21 protein-coding genes are annotated in these 16,474 nt (G+C 52.9%); 9 read left to right on the top strand and 12 right to left on the bottom strand.

Annotated elements, in window-relative coordinates:
• Positions 1–41: 41 nt before the first annotated feature.
• Entirely contained in the window at positions 42–998 is a 957-nt protein-coding gene (locus ABDW13_RS04015; protein WP_343551123.1) for an AraC family transcriptional regulator, read from the bottom strand.
• 92 nt (positions 999–1,090) lie between these two features.
• On the opposite strand from ABDW13_RS04015, the gene ABDW13_RS04010 reads away from it, so the two are divergent.
• Positions 1,091–1,924 carry an oxidoreductase gene (locus ABDW13_RS04010; RefSeq protein WP_343551122.1) on the top strand — a complete coding sequence of 278 codons (834 nt, stop codon included), beginning with the start codon at positions 1,091–1,093 and terminating at the stop codon, positions 1,922–1,924.
• 37 nt (positions 1,925–1,961) lie between these two features.
• Here the strand turns inward: ABDW13_RS04010 and ABDW13_RS04005 are convergent, their stop codons facing one another.
• Both ABDW13_RS04005 and ABDW13_RS04000 read right to left on the bottom strand, forming a co-directional pair.
• Positions 1,962–2,288 (bottom strand): helix-turn-helix domain-containing protein, encoded by a 327-nt coding sequence (locus ABDW13_RS04005; RefSeq protein WP_343551121.1) that lies wholly within the window; start codon positions 2,286–2,288, stop codon positions 1,962–1,964.
• Positions 2,272–2,664 carry a type II toxin-antitoxin system RelE/ParE family toxin gene (locus ABDW13_RS04000; protein ID WP_343551120.1) on the bottom strand — a complete coding sequence of 131 codons (393 nt, stop codon included), beginning with the start codon at positions 2,662–2,664 and terminating at the stop codon, positions 2,272–2,274. The genes ABDW13_RS04005 and ABDW13_RS04000 overlap by 17 nt, the downstream gene beginning before the upstream one ends.
• Positions 2,665–2,932: 268 nt before the next feature.
• Here ABDW13_RS04000 and ycgZ point away from each other — a divergent pair, with 268 nt between their 5' ends.
• The 3 genes from ycgZ to ABDW13_RS03985 all read left to right on the top strand — a co-directional run bounded on the left by ycgZ (position 2,933) and on the right by ABDW13_RS03985 (position 4,370).
• A complete protein-coding gene (gene ycgZ / locus ABDW13_RS03995) occupies positions 2,933–3,184 on the top strand; it encodes a regulatory protein YcgZ (RefSeq protein WP_343551119.1) in 252 nt (83 codons plus the stop codon).
• Between the two features lie 113 nt (positions 3,185–3,297).
• A complete protein-coding gene (locus ABDW13_RS03990; protein WP_343551118.1) occupies positions 3,298–3,588 on the top strand; it encodes a hypothetical protein in 291 nt (96 codons plus the stop codon).
• Between the two features lie 245 nt (positions 3,589–3,833).
• A complete protein-coding gene (locus ABDW13_RS03985) occupies positions 3,834–4,370 on the top strand; it encodes a cysteine hydrolase family protein (RefSeq protein WP_343551117.1) in 537 nt (178 codons plus the stop codon).
• A 26-nt stretch (positions 4,371–4,396) separates the two neighbouring features.
• Here ABDW13_RS03985 and ABDW13_RS03980 read toward each other — a convergent pair whose 3' ends face one another.
• Positions 4,397–4,747: a DUF3147 family protein gene (locus tag ABDW13_RS03980; protein ID WP_343551116.1), complete on the bottom strand. Its 351-nt coding sequence runs from the start codon at positions 4,745–4,747 to the stop codon at positions 4,397–4,399.
• Between the two features lie 9 nt (positions 4,748–4,756).
• Positions 4,757–5,032 carry a metal/formaldehyde-sensitive transcriptional repressor gene (locus ABDW13_RS03975; RefSeq protein ID WP_343551115.1) on the bottom strand — a complete coding sequence of 92 codons (276 nt, stop codon included), beginning with the start codon at positions 5,030–5,032 and terminating at the stop codon, positions 4,757–4,759.
• Positions 5,033–5,132: 100 nt separating this feature from the next.
• Between ABDW13_RS03975 and ABDW13_RS03970 the strand changes: the two genes are divergently transcribed.
• Positions 5,133–5,309 (top strand): DUF1289 domain-containing protein, encoded by a 177-nt coding sequence (locus tag ABDW13_RS03970; RefSeq protein ID WP_343551114.1) that lies wholly within the window; start codon positions 5,133–5,135, stop codon positions 5,307–5,309.
• Between the two features lie 34 nt (positions 5,310–5,343).
• Here ABDW13_RS03970 and ABDW13_RS03965 read toward each other — a convergent pair whose 3' ends face one another.
• Entirely contained in the window at positions 5,344–6,207 is an 864-nt protein-coding gene (locus tag ABDW13_RS03965; protein WP_343551113.1) for a substrate-binding domain-containing protein, read from the bottom strand.
• A gap of 346 nt (positions 6,208–6,553) precedes the next feature.
• Entirely contained in the window at positions 6,554–6,907 is a 354-nt protein-coding gene (locus ABDW13_RS03960) for a DUF1428 domain-containing protein (protein WP_343551112.1), read from the bottom strand.
• 178 nt (positions 6,908–7,085) lie between these two features.
• Here ABDW13_RS03960 and ABDW13_RS03955 point away from each other — a divergent pair, with 178 nt between their 5' ends.
• Both ABDW13_RS03955 and ABDW13_RS03950 read left to right on the top strand, forming a co-directional pair.
• Positions 7,086–7,763, top strand: a complete 678-nt coding sequence (locus ABDW13_RS03955; RefSeq protein ID WP_343551111.1) for a hypothetical protein — start codon at positions 7,086–7,088, stop codon at positions 7,761–7,763.
• 296 nt (positions 7,764–8,059) lie between these two features.
• Complete coding sequence (locus ABDW13_RS03950; RefSeq protein WP_343551110.1) at positions 8,060–9,766, top strand: ATP-binding cassette domain-containing protein; 1,707 nt, start codon at positions 8,060–8,062, stop codon at positions 9,764–9,766.
• 135 nt (positions 9,767–9,901) lie between these two features.
• Here the strand turns inward: ABDW13_RS03950 and ABDW13_RS03945 are convergent, their stop codons facing one another.
• From ABDW13_RS03945 to ABDW13_RS03930, 4 genes are read right to left on the bottom strand one after another with little or no spacing between them, the layout of a single operon-like run.
• Positions 9,902–10,699, bottom strand: a complete 798-nt coding sequence (locus tag ABDW13_RS03945; protein ID WP_343551109.1) for a hypothetical protein — start codon at positions 10,697–10,699, stop codon at positions 9,902–9,904.
• Entirely contained in the window at positions 10,696–11,223 is a 528-nt protein-coding gene (locus ABDW13_RS03940; protein WP_343551108.1) for a sigma-70 family RNA polymerase sigma factor, read from the bottom strand. The genes ABDW13_RS03945 and ABDW13_RS03940 overlap by 4 nt, the downstream gene beginning before the upstream one ends.
• A gap of 3 nt (positions 11,224–11,226) precedes the next feature.
• Complete coding sequence (locus tag ABDW13_RS03935) at positions 11,227–11,763, bottom strand: hypothetical protein (protein ID WP_343551107.1); 537 nt, start codon at positions 11,761–11,763, stop codon at positions 11,227–11,229.
• On the bottom strand, positions 11,763–12,353 hold the full coding sequence (locus tag ABDW13_RS03930) for a cytochrome b (protein WP_343551106.1): 591 nt from the start codon (positions 12,351–12,353) through the stop codon (positions 11,763–11,765). The genes ABDW13_RS03935 and ABDW13_RS03930 overlap by 1 nt, the downstream gene beginning before the upstream one ends.
• Before the next feature lie 173 nt (positions 12,354–12,526).
• On the opposite strand from ABDW13_RS03930, the gene ABDW13_RS03925 reads away from it, so the two are divergent.
• Both ABDW13_RS03925 and ABDW13_RS03920 read left to right on the top strand, forming a co-directional pair.
• Positions 12,527–13,702: an efflux RND transporter periplasmic adaptor subunit gene (locus ABDW13_RS03925; RefSeq protein WP_343551105.1), complete on the top strand. Its 1,176-nt coding sequence runs from the start codon at positions 12,527–12,529 to the stop codon at positions 13,700–13,702.
• Positions 13,699–15,636, top strand: a complete 1,938-nt coding sequence (locus tag ABDW13_RS03920) for a MacB family efflux pump subunit (RefSeq protein ID WP_343551104.1) — start codon at positions 13,699–13,701, stop codon at positions 15,634–15,636. Before ABDW13_RS03925 ends, ABDW13_RS03920 begins: the two co-directional genes overlap by 4 nt.
• On the opposite strand, the gene ABDW13_RS03915 is transcribed toward ABDW13_RS03920, so the two are convergent.
• Positions 15,637–16,464: a MurR/RpiR family transcriptional regulator gene (locus tag ABDW13_RS03915; protein WP_343551103.1), complete on the bottom strand. Its 828-nt coding sequence runs from the start codon at positions 16,462–16,464 to the stop codon at positions 15,637–15,639. It lies immediately after the preceding gene.
• Positions 16,465–16,474: the final 10 nt, after the last annotated feature.

Raw genomic sequence — 16,474 nt, 5'->3', positions numbered from 1 at the left:
TTATCATTTATAGCATATGCCGGCGAAAAGGCGATCACGCTTTAGTGCGATGAGACAAACTGCGAAGCTTGACGTGTAGGCGGCACGGCGAAATTGCGCTGCATACGTTTAATCTCTTCCGCTGGCGGCAAGCCAAACAAACGTTTGAACTCCCGATTGAATTGCGACGGACTTTCATAGCCAACAGCGTGACTCGCCGCGGCAGCAGTCATCTCCTGGCGCACCATCAACATGCGCGCCTGATGCAGCCGCACTGATTTCACATACTGCATCGGCGATTGCTGCGTGATGCTTTTGAAATGGGTATGAAAGGTTGGCACGCTCATACCCGCCAGCGAGGCTAACGCGCCCAGCGTCAACGATTGTGCATACTGCGCATGGATGTGGCTCAGTGCTTTGCCCACTTTGCCAAATTGACCTTGCAGCGCCAGCGCCGACCGCATCGCGCTGCCCTGCGCGCCGGTGAGCACGCGATAATAGATTTCACGCATCAGAGAAGGTCCGAGCATGTTGGCATCCAGCGGATGGAGCAACGCCTGGAGAAAACGCAGCACCACATCGCGCAACGTCGCATCCATCGGACTCGACATCATGCTCTGCGCCGCTTGCACCTCGACCGCGACATCTTGTCGCTCCAACTGCAACATCAACTCCGTGGCGAGGTTGAAATCCAGGTGCAGATAAATCGCCAGCAACGGATGTTCCGCCGATGCCACCGTTTCCATGGTAAAAGGCACCGGCACCGCCACCGCCAAGTAGTGCTGCTCATCGTAGAGATACACTTTGTCGCCAAAGAACCCGCGCTTCGAACCCTGACAAACAATCACGATGCCGGGATCGTACAGCACCGGCGTACGCGCCAACGGGCGATCGGAACGCAGGATGCGCACTTCTGGCAATGCAGTCAGATTGTAGCCTTCCTGCGGCGCAAGCGTTTTGAGCAGTTGGATGGTCAGTTGTTGTTGCAGATCGTCATTGTTTACCGCTGAACCACTCATAAGAATAGGCAAGATAAGCAGAAGATAAGGCCTTAAAACCTCATCGGCACAAGAATATTATGCATCTTCACCTGATTTATGGAGATGTGCAAATGTCTAACTTAAAAACTCTTTTGATTACCGGTGTCAGCAGCGGTTTTGGTCGCGCATTGGCGCAGGAAGCGCTAAGCCGCGAGTATCGCGTGATTGGCACGGTGCGTAATGCCACCGCCAAAGCCGAATTCGAGCAATTACATGCGCATAACGCATTTGCTGTTGAATTGGATGTCACACATTTCGCGGCAATTGATGCAGTTATCGCTGATGTTGAGCAACAAATTGGGCCAGTTGATGTCCTGGTTAACAATGCCGGTTATGGACACGAAGGCGTGATGGAAGAGTCATCATTGGAAGAGATGCGTCAGCAATTTGACGTTAACGTGTTTGGTGCGGTGGCGATGACCAAAGCGTTGCTACCTTATATGCGCCAGCGCCGCAGCGGCCACATCATCAACATCACGTCGATGGGCGGTTTCATCACCATGCCGGGCATCAGCTATTATTGCGGCAGCAAATTTGCCCTGGAAGGCATTTCAGAAACCTTGAGCAAGGAACTCGCGCCGTTCAACATTCACGTCACCGCCATCGCCCCCGGATCGTTCCGCACCGATTGGGCAGGACGCTCAATGGTGCGCAGCGCACGCAGTATCGCTGATTACGATGCGCTGTTTGACCCGATTCGTCAGGCACGCGAAGAGAAAAGCGGTAAACAACTTGGCGATCCGGCCAAAGCGGCGCGCGCCATGTTAGAAATTATCGAGCACAGCAATCCACCCGCGCATCTGCTGCTGGGCAGCGATGCGTTAGGCTTGGTGCGACAAAAACTGGCGGCTTACAACGCCGAGATTGATGCGTGGGAGGCATTGACGCGCTCAACAGATGGCTGACTGAAATAAGGTGCCCCGTTCAAAGCGGGGCAATTTCCTAACGCAAGATATCCAAACCTTTGCGCTCAATCAGATTGAGCAACCTTAATGCCGCACCGTTTGGTTTTTTCTCCTCGCGTTCCCATTTAACAATTGTCGCCACCGACATGCCAACGTATGCCGCTAACATCGCCTGGCTCAAGCCATGACGTTGACGTAACTGGTTTATCTCTTCACCAGACATCATATGCAGTACCGGCAGCGATGAACGTAACTCGCGCAACCGAGCACGTGAGTCAATCTTCTCTTTCAGTGCATTTGAGACCACGCCAATTTCGTTGAAATCATGGGCGATCTCCTGTAAATCCTTAAGATGGTTGACCATCACATATAACCTCACGCATCTTTCCACACTTCACAGCGACGTTAGCTTGTTGTGGTGTCATTTCAAATAGCTGTTTTGCAATCTGTTTATAGAGAACAAGATCGGATTCCGATATTTCCCGCACACTATTTTTTATCGCTGACTTGGCATAACCGTTGACAAAAAAGAGGTGTTTCTCAGTTTTAAATGCCACTACGGCTCGAGCTCCACCGCTCTTTCCTGCCTCCAAAGCAATGCGCTTTTTGAAAACACCGCCGCCAAAACTGGCTTCATAAATTCCAACCATCACTTCATACGCCGCAGTACACAACTTTGCATCACCAATGTTGTCACCTTTGGTGTTTCTGTCGAATGGCTTCAAAACATAAATGGCCATAGGCATCCTTACTTTTTAAGCGGACAATCCTTGTCCTGACATGTTCATTTGTACTACCAGGTACAATAGCAATTTGCTTAATGCTCGTAAATTGATCATTACTCAAAAAAATCAACAAGGCTGTTTCTTAAGCTATTGTTATCAAAAAGTAAGCATTTTTGGTCACGTCATCGCGAAATTGTTCCGCCATATTCCTGTACAGATTAATATTCTTTGTATAAGTTTATTGGGCTTAGATTTCGCACGTTATTTATGAGGGACCAAAATCATGCGCCAGGTACGTAACCTTTTCACCGCGTCAGACGCCCTATCGCGCTACTTCAAACAAGCTTCGCAGCCATCGCAACAGGAAACGCTGGGGCAACTGGTGGTTGAAATCTTGCGTTCAGGACGGACGCTTAGTCGTAAAACGCTGTGCACTAAACTGCTTTGCCGTATGGAACAAGCGCGCGGTACTGATGAAGAAATTCACTATCAACAATTAATCGGGCTGATATTTTCCGTCGAACGTGAGTCATAAGCTACGCCGTTGTCCTGAAAATTAACCAAGTGGCTTCCGCTGTATCAGCCTTGTCTCGTTAGACTGAATCCACTTTGTTAGCTGCCAGGCTAGCCGCGCTAAAGAGCGTATTTATGTACAGAAGTGATGAAGAACGCCTTACCGACATCATCATGGGTGATGCGGTAATCCAGTTGTTAAAAAAACGCGGTCCGGTTTCGGCTCGGGCCTTGATGGACAAATTGCGCACGATGGCTTTGGTGGAGCACGATCCATTACGTCAAAACGCCTTGCGCCGCGCGATGGTTGAAGTAACCCAGAGCATGGGAATCGCGGAAAATAGTGGCGTGCCGATTAAAGATCACAACAACGTGACGCACATTTTTCGTAACCGCGATGGTGCGGATAAAGGTGCCAAGCATTGATTTATTGCTGAGCGCATCCCGCTTTGTTTTTTCACTTTGTTCTGTTAGATTCGAAATTCACGCCAATTTGTTGCGAGCTTTCATGTCTTATTTCAACGCGTTAATCACAGGTACCACATTCACCACCGCTTCTGGCGGCGGCGCGTGTGCATCTGTAGCGAAGACTTAAGCCCGCAGATTGCCAGCCCCGCCTTAACTGGACGGGGAATGGTCTCCGTTCATAGCCTGTTGAAAGGAGACGCACCATGCAGCCATCCCAGCAAAAAGCCCTGTTAATTATCGATATGCAACAGGGCCTGTTTCATGGACCCCAAGCACCGTTTGCTGCCAGCACTCTGTTATCAAACATTAACCATTTAATCGCGCTTGCCCGTAAAGCTGATGTACCCATTTTCTGCGCGCGTCACACTGGCCCAGACGGATCGCCATTTGCTGAGAGCAGTCCGTTAACCCGCTTAATTCCGGAGCTTAATGTTGATGCTGACAGCGATGTGGTGTTCATCAAAAAATATCCCAACTGCTTTCGCGAAACCGAACTGCTCGCGGCGCTTAAACAGGTCGGGATAGGAGAATTAGTGATTGTGGGGATGAAAACCGAGTTCTGTGTGGATACAACTTGTCGTGCGGCCGCTGATTTAGGGTTCCGAGTGGTTTTGATCGAGGATGGTCATAGTTCAGTGGATAACGGCCAACTGAGCGCCGAGCAGATTATCGCGCACCATAATCAGACTCTCGCCGGGCCGTTTGTGCAACTGGCAACGAGCGCGGCATATCAATTCTGAAAATGAGGGCAAACGCCCTCATCATTTCACATCAGTTCGACGCCAAAACGCTTCAACAACGTCGCCCAAAGCACAAATAGCAGGATGGTGAGTAGACAACTCACCACCAGCGTCGGCCAGAATCCCAAACGCTGATAGAGAAAGGGAAAAGCGACAAACATCGGCAAGGTGGGCACCACATACCAAAAGGTGTACCACGCGTGGCTGGCGATTTTCGTCTGGCTCTGCCCTTCCAATTTCATCCAAATCAACACCAGTACGGTGACCAAAGGCAAAGCGGCAATCAATCCGCCCAGGCGATCGCTGCGTTTCGCCACCTCAGAAATCAATACCACCATGCCCGCCGTAATGGCGTATTTCGTGATAAGCCACAACATTGTTCTCTCCTACTTCATATAGGAACGGATTACCGCCACGATTTCTTCTAAATCCTGCTCACGCTCGGCTTCACTGGCAGCGGCATTCATCAGATGCTCTTTGATATGCCCTTCCAGCAATTCAGCCATCAAACCATTGACCGCCCCACGCACCGCGGCGACTTGCTGCAGCACTTTCAAACACTCTTCACCTGATTCCAGTGCGGTTTCCAATGACGCCGCCTGGCCTTTAATGCGGCGCACGCGCGTTAACAAACTCTTTTGATGCTTGAGTGTGTGGCCCATTATTTCACTCCATTGATCATCATGTATACTGGGGTATAGTATATTGGCATTATGACGTTTTCAACGTTGCTTAACATTTGATTGATTAAGGAGCTACCGAATGGCTGTGAAATCACCCTGTATTGATGTGTGCATTTTCGATGGCAAAAATGGCTGGTGCCGCGCCTGCGCCCGCACGCGTAAGGAAACTCAAGAGTGGCGCAAGATGTCGCCTTATCATCGTAAAGCCATTGAGCGGGCGCTAAAAGATCGCATTGCCATAATGGAGCGAGGTTAAGTGGCGGCATGCCAGTGCACGCCGCGGGAGAGAATCAGTGGCGTATCGCGCAGCCGCATTGCGACATTTCACCCGGCACATATTTGCCATGATGGGAATGACGCACCTGCAATTCGCCTTGTTGCCACGTATCGCTATGATCGACGCGATTTTCCAATAAACGATTCAACGCTTCAGTGACCAGCAGATCACGACGCTGTGCCCAACTGGTGAGATGCCAGGTTGAAGCGCGTGCTTCATCGACATCATCAAAACCGACCACCGCCACATGCGCGCCCTGCCCGAAATCGCGCACTGCTTGCAAAGCTCCAAACGCTAAAACGTCGCTTTCGCAGAACAACGCATTGATCCGCTCGGCGGCGCGGGTTTTCTTCAGGTACGCCATCATCACCTGATACGCCAGTTCGCGATCGTTGCCACCGGCGACCAGTTGCAGATTCAACGCTTTCTGTTCTGCTTGCAGGCTAGCGGCGAAACCCAGCATCTGACGTGCCGGCACGGCATTTTCCTGCGCATGCATAAAACCGAAACGTTGATGTCCCTGCGACAGCAATAGCAATCCCATCTCTTCACCGGCGTCATAACCATCGGCGATCACCACATTGGCGTCGCTGTTAGCGCTGTGGCCCAAATGAACCGTCGCTAGCTGCGGCAAAATTTCAGCAGCGAAGCTTAGTTCATCGTCAAACAGTGATGTCAGAAAGATCAATCGATTTACAGAATGTTGCGCCGCATTGCGCAACGCAGTTTGATATTGCTCGCGCGAATTAACGTTAATCAGCAAGGCGTTTAAGCCACGCTGAATGAGCTGACGCGTCACTTCATTCAGCAACTTAATGGTGTTGGGATTGTGAAATTCATCGCTAACAATACCGATGAGAGGGGAATTCGCTGCCATAACCTGGCTCTCCTGCAACTTAGCGTGCGGTCATTATGTGTAGGTAACTGTGGAAGAATTCCAACTTACCCGAATAATGGTTTATCGCCAACTGAGCACGCGCGGCACCATGATGTAATTCAATCAAATATTGTGGGTTGTCATGTATGGCTTACTGCTCGTAAGTAAAGAGATGAAGACAGAAAGAACAGCACGCTCGAACCGTAGCGGCGCAATTTATTGCGTTGTGTTGACCTTTAAAATCAACTGAACGCGATAAATCGCGCCGCTACGGGGAATGAGCGAAAGATTAAACATCACGTAATTTATGGCGATCTGAACGTGAAGAATTTCGAGACTTAAACAATCACTCCTCCAGCAGTATCGCAAATCCACCATAAATCATGCGCTTGCCATCAAACGGCATGTTTTCGCCCATCTCTTTCATGCGCGGATCGGACATCATTTTCTGGTTTGCCGCATCGCGCACCTCTTTTGATGGATACTCGATCCAGCTAAACACCACCGTTTCGCCCTCTTCACATTTCACCGCCATATAGAAATCGGTTTGCTTACCTTCGGGCACATCATCCGCCCAGCATTCGACCACGCGCGTGGCGCCGAACTCCTTAAACAGCGGCGCGGCTTTGGCCGCCATGGCGCGATAATCCTCCTTATTGGTTTCCGGCACCGCCACAACAAAACCATCAACGTACGACATAGCGAGTCACCCCGTCGTCATTAGCGCGGTCAACAATAACCGCAGATCAAGTGTACAAATAACGTTCAACCCCAACCGTCAACATGCCGAAAAACTGCGCGCTTACTCGCAGAAAAATCCTACGCCGCGCAAATTACGTTACACTGACGCGCACGATTATTACGTCACCGAGAGATCTATGCGTATTACCCTGGAAGCGGCCGACCAGCCATTCATTCACCGTTTATTAAGTGAAGAAGTCACCGACATTGACAGCGAAAACCCGCGTTTGCAGCAGGCGCTGAACGTGGCGCGTCAGCAAAAAAATCATGAAGCCGACCTCGATTGGCGACGCAATGCGCTGTTTCTTACTCTGTTTATCTTTTTGTATGCGGCGTTGGGCGCATCGTTAACTTTGGATCTCACGCCGCAAGCCTCCAGCCATAAAAGCCTGGCGTACGCGCTCGAAGCAGTGCCGGTGCTGATCGCCTTCTCAGGATTGTTCGTTTCGCTGCTGTATGTCTTCCTGACGCGTAGCGGCGCCCGACGTTTGCGTAATTGGGAGCAAGGCATTTTCCTGCTGGAGAAGTACAGCGGCGCCAATCTAACCTTGCCGATAAATGAAATGGGTTCGCGTACCACCAATTATTCGCTGTCGGCGATTAACGTAGCGTTGGCGCTGTTTATCTGTGTGACGTGGGTGGTGATGTATAACTATTTCACCTTCACTACCAGCGGCGTGATTGGCAGCGTTATTTCCCTGTTTATCACTACCATGACCTACGTGATTCTGGATATTCAGTTGCTGAAATCCAACACCAGCCTGGCGATTGATGAGCCGGTAATTCCCGCTGAAGACGAAAAACCGAAGAAGTAACTTCTCTCACGCAGCGTCGTTCTGGCGCTGCGCATTTAACACTGGCATAACATTTCCGCACACATTATCATCAGCGCATCTATCCACTCATTGATAACTAAGGAGGATTACTATGCCGCTGTGTGAATTGTTTGTTTACTCACACTTTTATAGTAATTGGCCGCGTTCAGGCATTTCCGCACTCATGCTGCGATAATCCGTCCTGAACGAAGTTTATTAAAATCTGAGTTACTCCGGGTTGTCGTCAGCTTTTTTTGACGTCGGGCTTGTTACGCCTGCAACTTATGAGTAAGCACATGAGCACATTACTTTCCGCACACGCTGTCGGCTTCGAAAACGCCTTCGGTTCACTTTTTCACGACATCAATTTCAGCCTGAAAAAAGGCGATCGCATCGGTTTGCTGGGCGACAACGGCACCGGTAAAAGTACCTTACTGAAAATTCTTAGCGGCGAGCTGTTAGCCAGCCACGGCAGCGTCACGCCTGCCAATCACTGTTTGCTGGCGCGCATTGAGCAACATCTTCCAGCGGAATTGCACCAATCATCACTGCTTGAAGGTGTGATGGCGCGCCTGGCGGATCACAGCGAACGCTGGCGAGCCGAAGCCTTGCTCGGCAGTCTGGGTTTTAGCGCCGAACAGCAAACGCAAAGCGCTGCCACCTTGAGCGGCGGCCAGCATATGCGCCTGCTACTGGCGCGCGCATTGATCTTGCGGCCGGATTTACTGCTGCTGGACGAACCCAGTAACCATCTCGATTTGCCCACGTTGCTCTGGCTGGAGAATTTCCTCATTAGCTGGAGCGGCAGCTTTGTGCTGGTTTCTCACGACAGTACCTTGCTTGATTGCGTCACCAATTGCAGTTGGATCTTGCGCGATCGCGGCCTGCAATTCTTTCGCTTGCCCTGCACGCAGGCGCGTCAGGCGCTGATTGAGCAGGACCAAGCCGACGAGCAACGTTTTCAGGCCGAGCAAAAGGAGATTGATCGCGTTGAGAAAAGCGCCAAACGTCTGGCGATTTGGGGGCGCACTTACGATAACGAAGGTTTATCGCGTAAAGCGCAGCAGATGGAGAAACGCGCCAACTGGCTGAAAGAGGCGCAGACCACGCTCAGTGAAGGTTCATTGTGGCGGCTGCAATTGCACGGCGAAGCGCTGGATGCCGATCGCGTGCTGGCGCTGCCAGAGATGTCGATTCATCCCACAGATGATGCGCCCGCGCTGTTTTCCCTGCCTGCGATGCAGGTGAAAAGTGGCGATCGCGTCGCGATTGTTGGTCGCAACGGAAGCGGTAAATCGTCGCTGTTACGTCAACTGTGGCGCGAGTATCAGCAGCAAGACAGCGCACTGTTTCATCCCCGCGCCCGTGTTGGCTATTACGACCAAAGTCTGCATCAGTTGCGCGATAGCGATTCGCTCAATCAGGCGCTGGCGCAATTTGCGCCGCTGAGCGATGAACAACGCAAAATGGCGTTGATCGGTGCTGGATTCCCTTATATGCGCCATCAGCAGTTGATTGGTTCATTGAGCGGCGGCGAGCGTTCGCGCTTGTTGTTCGTCGGATTAACCCTGGCGCGCTATTCATTGCTGTTGCTGGATGAGCCGACTAACCATTTGGATATGGTGGGCAAAGAGGAGCTGGCACAAGCGCTAAATCAGTTCGAGGGCGCCGTGCTGTTGGTGTCACACGACCGCAGTTTGATCGCCAGCAGTTGCAATCGCTTTTGGCTGATTGAGGATCAACAACTGCAAGAGTGGCATGACTTTGAGGTTGTGACTGAACGTATGGCGGCCGAGCAGCCAATGGTTGAGGCTACAGAACCTCTGGCGCGCACCAAACCCGCCAGAATCAGTGATGAAGACGCCTTGCTGTTTGCCTTGTTAGAACTGGAAAGCAAGCTGGAAGAGGATGTGGCGCGCAAGCCGAAGCATCAAAAACCGGCAATCCAGGCGCAATGGCGTGAAGAGATTGCAGCGCTGAAACAGCAGCTTGATTTGAGCTAATAATTTGCACCTACTGTAGCGGCGCGATTTATCGCGTTGTTTTGACCTTGCCGGATGTGGCACACCGCCCATCCTGGCATTGCGCAATAAATTGCGCCGCTACGATTCTATGGAAATCGTCAATATCGCGCCTACCTAAACAGATAGCGTCTGGCTCAACGACATCGCGGTTCTCTTTAATTGATCCGCCGGATTACGGCCAATCAACACATATTGATATCCCGCACGATGCCACCACACCACGTTCATGCCGTGACGTTTTTCCAGCGCCACATCGCTGGTGCGCTGATGATCTTCACGCGAAATGCACAGCGCCATCGGGCCATAATTGCTGTGATTCCAGGCGATTTGCGTGATCAGCGCATCGTCGTAACGCAACATGCGCACGCTTTTCAAACTGGCTTCCGGCAAGGTTAATTGCGCCGCGCTAAGCTGCAAATCCAAATCACGCGCGGTTCGCGCCAGCGATCGTTGTAACGTCGCAGGCGAGCTATCAACATCGGCCAATGTTTCCGGACTGTAAAGCGACATATATTGCGCCTCTAATTCCCGAATGCGCGCACTTTCACCCTGCTCAACCTGCGCCACCGGTCGCGCCAAAAATCCCACGCCGCTGCCAACCAATAAAAATCCTACTGAAGCAGCAATCAACGCGCGGCGACTGACTTGCCCTGCGGGCTTCGCTGGCGTATTCGCCAATAGATAATCTACACGTTGCGACATGCGCTCCAGCGGCGCTTCATCCAGCAGCGGCGCAAACGCCTCAGCAAAAGGTTGATTGCTTTTCATCAGCTCAGCAGTGCGCGCCGACAGCACTTCACTGCGCTTGAGCTCCGCTTCAAACGCCTGCGCTTCGTCCGGACGCATTTCGCCGTCCAGCCAGGCAACAATGGCTTCATCCGCATAGGGCAAACTAAAACGTGCAGCCTTCACAAACGCTTCTCCTGTACCGCCGGTCGCGCAACCGCGCTGGCTAATGTGGTGCGCGCCGCCGCAAGGCGACTCATGATGGTGCCAATCGGCACCGCCAGCGTGTCTGCGGCTTCCTGATAAGTAAACCCTTCTACGTAAACCAGAAATACCGCGTTTCGCTGTGCTTCGGGTAACTGGCTAACGCGCTGCATCACTTTCTCGTATTGGCGACGTTGCTCGTCATGGTGCTGGCGATCTGGCGCTATCAACTCGTCGCTGGCGACAAAACCTTGCCCGCTGCGCACCCGTTGGGCACGCAGTTCGTTGATCCACACTGAATGCAGCACGGTAAACAACCAGCGATCAATTCGCGTGCCGGGCTGGTACTGAGCGCTGCGTTCCAGCGCCCGTACACAGGTGGATTGCACCAGTTCTTCGGCCACGTCGCGGTTGCGCGATAACACCATCGCGTAACGCCACATGCGCGCCAAATGCGCCGCTAAGTGCTGGCGGACTTCAGTGCTGGTGATTTTCTCGTCCTCCAAACATCACGTTTCTGGATGCCCCTGAATCGCCGCATCCAAATCGCGGTACTCTTCACAATTCACACCACACAACGATTTGATAATCGTCAGCTGTTGCTTCGCCAAATCCGGGCGGCCCTTAATCATCCAGGCTTCGCCGAGATATTCGCGCACTTTGGCATATTTTGGATCTAAGGCGATCGATTTCTGATAGTAGCTCATGCCTTCGTCGGTGCGGCCCAGCTTACGCGTGGCGTATCCGCGATAATTCCACGCTTCTTTGGTGTTTTGATTATGCAGCGTATCCAGCAAATTGAGGGCTGCTTGATATTCGCCCTTCTTCGCCAGGTGATAAGCGTAATTGGTCTTATCACTGTCACTCAGCATGCTGGTTTTTTCCGGCACGCAGGACTTAGATTTACTGTCATAAACCTGGCCTTTCGGGCAATCCGGCGTTTTCTTGTCGCTGTCATCATCGCCCATCGCCATAGCAACCGGCGCGTGCAGCGTCAGCAGCAAAGTAGAAACGGCAAACCAGCGAACTTTGGTGATCGTTTTCATCATTTATCCTCGCGGAGTGGTACGGAGTCGCGCAACGGCAGCATGCGGCGCAGCACGTTGTCACGCATAACATAGTGATGGAACAACGCTGCCAGCGCGTGCGCACCAGCCAGCACGATCAGCGCCCACGCCACATTGTTGTGTAAGCCGCCCAACGTATGACGTAGCGCCGGATCAACATAAATCAGTGGAATGTTGAACAAACCGAAGAATTGAAACGGTTCCTGCTGCGACCAGCGGAACATAAAGCCGAGCGCAACTTGCAGGAACAACAGCAGATACAGCGCGCCGTGCACCGCGTGCGCCATCACACGCATCGCCACGCTGTTCTCCGCAGGCGTCACCGCCAATTGCGAATTGCGCTGGCTGTAAATGCGCCACAGCGGACGCACAATCATCACTAGCGCTAATAAAATGCCAAACGAAATATGCCAGGCCTGTAAGCCTTTGCGCAGCGGCGTGCCCTTCTCCAACTGCTCCCAAATGTGCGCGGAAGCAAAGAGAAAAATCACGCTCAAGGCGGTGATCCAATGCAGCGTCATGCTGAAAGCATCGTAGCGTTGACGCGGTGAAGCAGGTTTTGCAGGCATGGTGTTTTCCCAAAAAGTCACTCAGATACGCTGTAAACAACTCAGCCTGAGTTTCTATTCGGAAATTTTTAATCTTTTCTCAACGCTGACGATTTACTGAGAATCTTCTGACGAAGTTCCTCCTTTTTATTGCGTTTAGTGATTACTATTCTCGCTTCATAAAAGGGACGCTTATGCTCAATATCTCTAAGAAGCGGTGGCTAATCGCTGCCGCCGTACTGGTCATCATCCTGATTGTCTGGCGCTACGCCGCTTCAAGCCATCAGCCCAATGCGGTGGTGACTGCCGTGGTGCGTCAGGGCAATATCGAAAACGTGATTGCCGCCACCGGCAAAATGGATGCGGTCGAACGCGTTAATGTTGGTGCGCAGGTTTCCGGCCAGGTTAAACAGCTGTATATCAAAGCCGGCGATGTGGTGAAAAAAGGCCAGCTGATTGCGGAAATCGACGATCAACCGCAACGCAGCGATTTGCGTAATGCGCAAGCAGCACTCAGCGTGGCGCAGGCCGATTTGGAAACCCGCGAAGCCGCGCTGGTGCGCCAGCAGGCGCAATTCCAGCGTTTACAGCAGATGGTGAAAACCAATGCGGTTTCACGCCAGGATTTTGATACTGCGGAAAACGATTGGCGCAGCGCGCGTGCTGAGTTAACCGCGCAAAAGGCGCGCGTAATTCAGGCGCAAATTGAAGTCGATAAGAAACAGCTCGATCTCGGTTACACCCGCATTATGGCGCCGATGGACGGCACGGTAATTGCCATCGTCACCAAGCAAGGCCAAACGGTGAATGCGGTGCAAACTGCGCCGACCATCGCCAAGCTGGCACAGCTCGGCACCATGACCATCAAAGTGCAGATCTCCGAAGCGGATATCAATAACGTGCAGCCGGGCCAGCAAGCGTGGTTCACCACCTTCTCCAATCCCGATAAACGCTACAACGCCACCTTGCGTAGCCTCGAACTGGCGCCGGAATCGGTGATGAAAGATGACGCGCTGATGGGCAACGCCGAGAGCACAGCAAGCAGTAACAGCAACGCGGCGGTCTATTACAACGCGCTGCTGGATGTGCCTAATCCGGACAACGCGTTGCGCATCTCCATGACGGCGCAGGTCAATCTGTTACGCGACTCCGCTAAAGATGTGTTGTTGGTGCCGGTGCAAGCCACTAAAAAGGATGCCGATGGCAAAACCTACGTCGAAATCCCGGATAACGACAACAAACCGGTGAAACGCATCATCACCACCGGCATCACCGACAGCGTGGATATTCAGGTGCTGAGCGGGTTAAAAGCCGGCGAGAAAGTGATTCTTGCCACACAAACGGCGGGTGCTGACAAGGTGGTGATGTGAACATCATCGAACTGAAAAACATTCAGCGCAGCTATGTGAACGGTGCGGAAGCGTTGCATGTGCTGAAAGATATCAATCTCAGCATCAGCAGTGGCGAATTAGTGGCAATTATCGGCCCTTCCGGTTCGGGGAAATCAACGCTGCTGAATATTCTTGGTTGCCTCGATGCGCCGGACAGCGGCGACTACTGGATTAGCGGACAAAATACCGCCAGTTTATCGCCGGATGCGCTGGCGAAAGTGCGCCGCGAGCATATCGGTTTTATCTTCCAGCGTTATCACTTGATGCCGGATCTCAGCGCATTGAGCAACGTTGAAATCCCGTCGATTTACGCCAATGCACAAGGCAAAGCACGCTTGCAGCGCGCGGCGGATTTACTGGCGAGTTTGGGCTTGCAAGGCCGCGAGCAGCACAAACCCGGTGAATTATCAGGCGGCCAGCAGCAGCGCGTCAGTATCGCGCGTGCCTTGATTAACGGCGCGGAGATCATCCTTGCCGATGAACCGACCGGCGCGCTGGATTCGCACTCCGGCGAAGAAGTGCTGCGCATCTTGCACGATCTCAATCGCCAGGGCCACACGGTGATCATCGTCACGCACGACATGAAAGTCGCGCAGCATGCTGATCGCATCATTGAGATTCAGGACGGCGAGATCGTTGCCGATAGCGGGCGCAGCGCCGATAAAGTTACGGCGCGTTTTGTGCCGCCAGCGCGCAAAAAGCAGAGCCCACTGCGGGGTTTCCTTGATCGCCTGGGCGAATCGCTGCGTATGGCGCTGAATGCCATGAATGCGCATCGCCTGCGTACTGCGCTCACCATGACCGGGATTATTTTTGGCATTGCGGCGGTGGTCACTGTGGTGGCGCTCGGCCAGGGCGCGCGCCAAAAAACGCTGGAAAGCATCTCCGGGCTCGGCACCAATGTGGTGTCAGTGTATGCCGGGGGCGATTTCGTGGAAGATGAAGCGCATCCGGTGCTGACGTTGGTGATGGCCGATGCGGAAGTGATTGCGCGCCAGCAGTTTGTGGCGGCGGTCAGCCCGGAAATGATCGCTAATCAGCCGATTCGCTATCTTTCTAATTCCTCGAAAACCGCGGTGTATGGCGTGGGTAAGGATTACTTCCAGATTCAGGGCATCAAATTGCTGGAAGGCAGCAACTTCAGCGATGAACGCCATGCGCGCCAGGAGATCATTATTGATACCAACACGCGCAATAAGCTGTTTGGTGCCGACAGCGGCAGCCCGGTTGGTAAGATGATCGTGCTGGGTTCGGTGCCGGTGCGGGTGATTGGCGTAGCAGATAATAACGACGGCATTTCCCCCAATCGCCTCAGCGTGTGGTTGCCGTGGAGCACGGTGATGTATCGCATCAGCGGGCAAACCGCGCTCACCAGCATCAGCATCAAGTTAAAAGACGATGTGGTCAGTGGCCCGGCGGTTGAATCGCTGACGCAACTGCTCACCGCGCGCCACGGCACCAAAGATTTTCTGATGTTCAACCGCGACAAATACCGCAAAGCGATTGAGGATGCCGCCGCCACGTTGACGTTGCTGATTCTGTTGGTGGCGTCGATTGCGTTGATGATTGGCAGCATCGGCGTGATGAATATCATGCTGGTGTCCGTCACCGAACGTACTCATGAAATCGGCGTACGTATGGCGGTGGGCGCACGGCGCGGCGACATCATGCAGCAATTTATGATTGAAGCGGTGCTGGTGTGTTTGGTTGGCGGTTCGCTCGGCGTAGCGCTGGCGTTGGTGATTGGCCCAATTATCGGCTTGCTCGCCGGTGGCTTAATCACCGCGATTTTCTCATGGCAATCGGCAGGCGCGGCGTTTGCCTGCTCGACTATTATCGGCATGATTTTTGGTTATCTGCCCGCTCGCAAAGCCGCACGCATGGATCCGGTAGCGGCATTGGCCAGTGAATAATTAAATCAGCATCGGCAACGTAGCGGTTGCCGTTTGCTGGCTGGCCGCCAGATACCGCGCATCATGCGTCATCAATTCGTTGATCAACACTTCCACCAGCATCATCGCGCCCACTTTGCCGCTCAACGCACCGGCATTAAATGGCCCTTCGGGGCGCGCTGCCACCAGCAACATATCGGCTAGATTGCCCATCGGGCTGCGCAGCGTGTTACTCAACATCAGCACTTGCGCCTGCTGCTTTTTCGCCACCTTGACCACATGCATTACATCTTTGGTCGAACCTGATGCTGAGATAGCGATCACCAAATCGCCCTGCTGCAACGTTGCGGCATTCATCGCTGCGCGATGCATATCACCAAACAACTGCGCCGATTTACCTAAGCGCAACAGGCGATAGTGCAAATATTCGCCGGTGATCGCGCTGGCGGCCACGCCATAAATTTGGATAGTTTTCGCCTGATGCAACGCTTCAACCGCTTGCTGCAACACCTCGCGATTGATGAATTTACCGGTATCGCGTAGCGCCTGTACCGTTTCTTCCACCAGCATGTCAATGCTATCACCGCTGGCCATCGCCGCCGGTTGGCTGTGTTGCACGTCCAACGCCAGCGCCATTTTGAATTCGGTATAGCCTTTGCAGCCCAGATGGCGGCACAAGCGCGTCACACTGGCTTCGCTGGTATCGGTCTCGCGCGCCAGTTCGGTGATGGTGAGATACAGCACGCGTTGCGGTTCAGTCAGGATGAAGTCGCCCAGCTTTTGCAGCGTTGGGCTGTATCCCGGTAAACCCTGGCGCAGGTGCAACAGAATGTTTTCATTATCCGTCATGGCGGCGGTC

Source organism: Pantoea sp. (assembly GCF_039594315.1).
Classification (GTDB): Bacteria; Pseudomonadota; Gammaproteobacteria; order Enterobacterales; family Enterobacteriaceae; genus Pantoea.
Note: the sequence above shows the minus strand (reverse complement) of the source record. Positions and strands in the feature narration are given on the sequence as shown.

Coding starts and splice junctions, on each gene's coding strand:
- ABDW13_RS04015 (WP_343551123.1), bottom strand. CDS start 998: ATGAGTGGTTCAGCGGTAAACAATGACGATCTGCAACAACAACTGACC.
- ABDW13_RS04010 (WP_343551122.1), top strand. CDS start 1,091: ATGTCTAACTTAAAAACTCTTTTGATTACCGGTGTCAGCAGCGGTTTT.
- ABDW13_RS04005 (WP_343551121.1), bottom strand. CDS start 2,288: ATGGTCAACCATCTTAAGGATTTACAGGAGATCGCCCATGATTTCAAC.
- ABDW13_RS04000 (WP_343551120.1), bottom strand. CDS start 2,664: ATGGCCATTTATGTTTTGAAGCCATTCGACAGAAACACCAAAGGTGAC.
- ycgZ (WP_343551119.1), top strand. CDS start 2,933: ATGCGCCAGGTACGTAACCTTTTCACCGCGTCAGACGCCCTATCGCGC.
- ABDW13_RS03990 (WP_343551118.1), top strand. CDS start 3,298: ATGTACAGAAGTGATGAAGAACGCCTTACCGACATCATCATGGGTGAT.
- ABDW13_RS03985 (WP_343551117.1), top strand. CDS start 3,834: ATGCAGCCATCCCAGCAAAAAGCCCTGTTAATTATCGATATGCAACAG.
- ABDW13_RS03980 (WP_343551116.1), bottom strand. CDS start 4,747: ATGTTGTGGCTTATCACGAAATACGCCATTACGGCGGGCATGGTGGTA.
- ABDW13_RS03975 (WP_343551115.1), bottom strand. CDS start 5,032: ATGGGCCACACACTCAAGCATCAAAAGAGTTTGTTAACGCGCGTGCGC.
- ABDW13_RS03970 (WP_343551114.1), top strand. CDS start 5,133: ATGGCTGTGAAATCACCCTGTATTGATGTGTGCATTTTCGATGGCAAA.
- ABDW13_RS03965 (WP_343551113.1), bottom strand. CDS start 6,207: ATGGCAGCGAATTCCCCTCTCATCGGTATTGTTAGCGATGAATTTCAC.
- ABDW13_RS03960 (WP_343551112.1), bottom strand. CDS start 6,907: ATGTCGTACGTTGATGGTTTTGTTGTGGCGGTGCCGGAAACCAATAAG.
- ABDW13_RS03955 (WP_343551111.1), top strand. CDS start 7,086: ATGCGTATTACCCTGGAAGCGGCCGACCAGCCATTCATTCACCGTTTA.
- ABDW13_RS03950 (WP_343551110.1), top strand. CDS start 8,060: ATGAGCACATTACTTTCCGCACACGCTGTCGGCTTCGAAAACGCCTTC.
- ABDW13_RS03935 (WP_343551107.1), bottom strand. CDS start 11,763: ATGAAAACGATCACCAAAGTTCGCTGGTTTGCCGTTTCTACTTTGCTG.
- ABDW13_RS03930 (WP_343551106.1), bottom strand. CDS start 12,353: ATGCCTGCAAAACCTGCTTCACCGCGTCAACGCTACGATGCTTTCAGC.
- ABDW13_RS03925 (WP_343551105.1), top strand. CDS start 12,527: ATGCTCAATATCTCTAAGAAGCGGTGGCTAATCGCTGCCGCCGTACTG.
- ABDW13_RS03915 (WP_343551103.1), bottom strand. CDS start 16,464: ATGACGGATAATGAAAACATTCTGTTGCACCTGCGCCAGGGTTTACCG.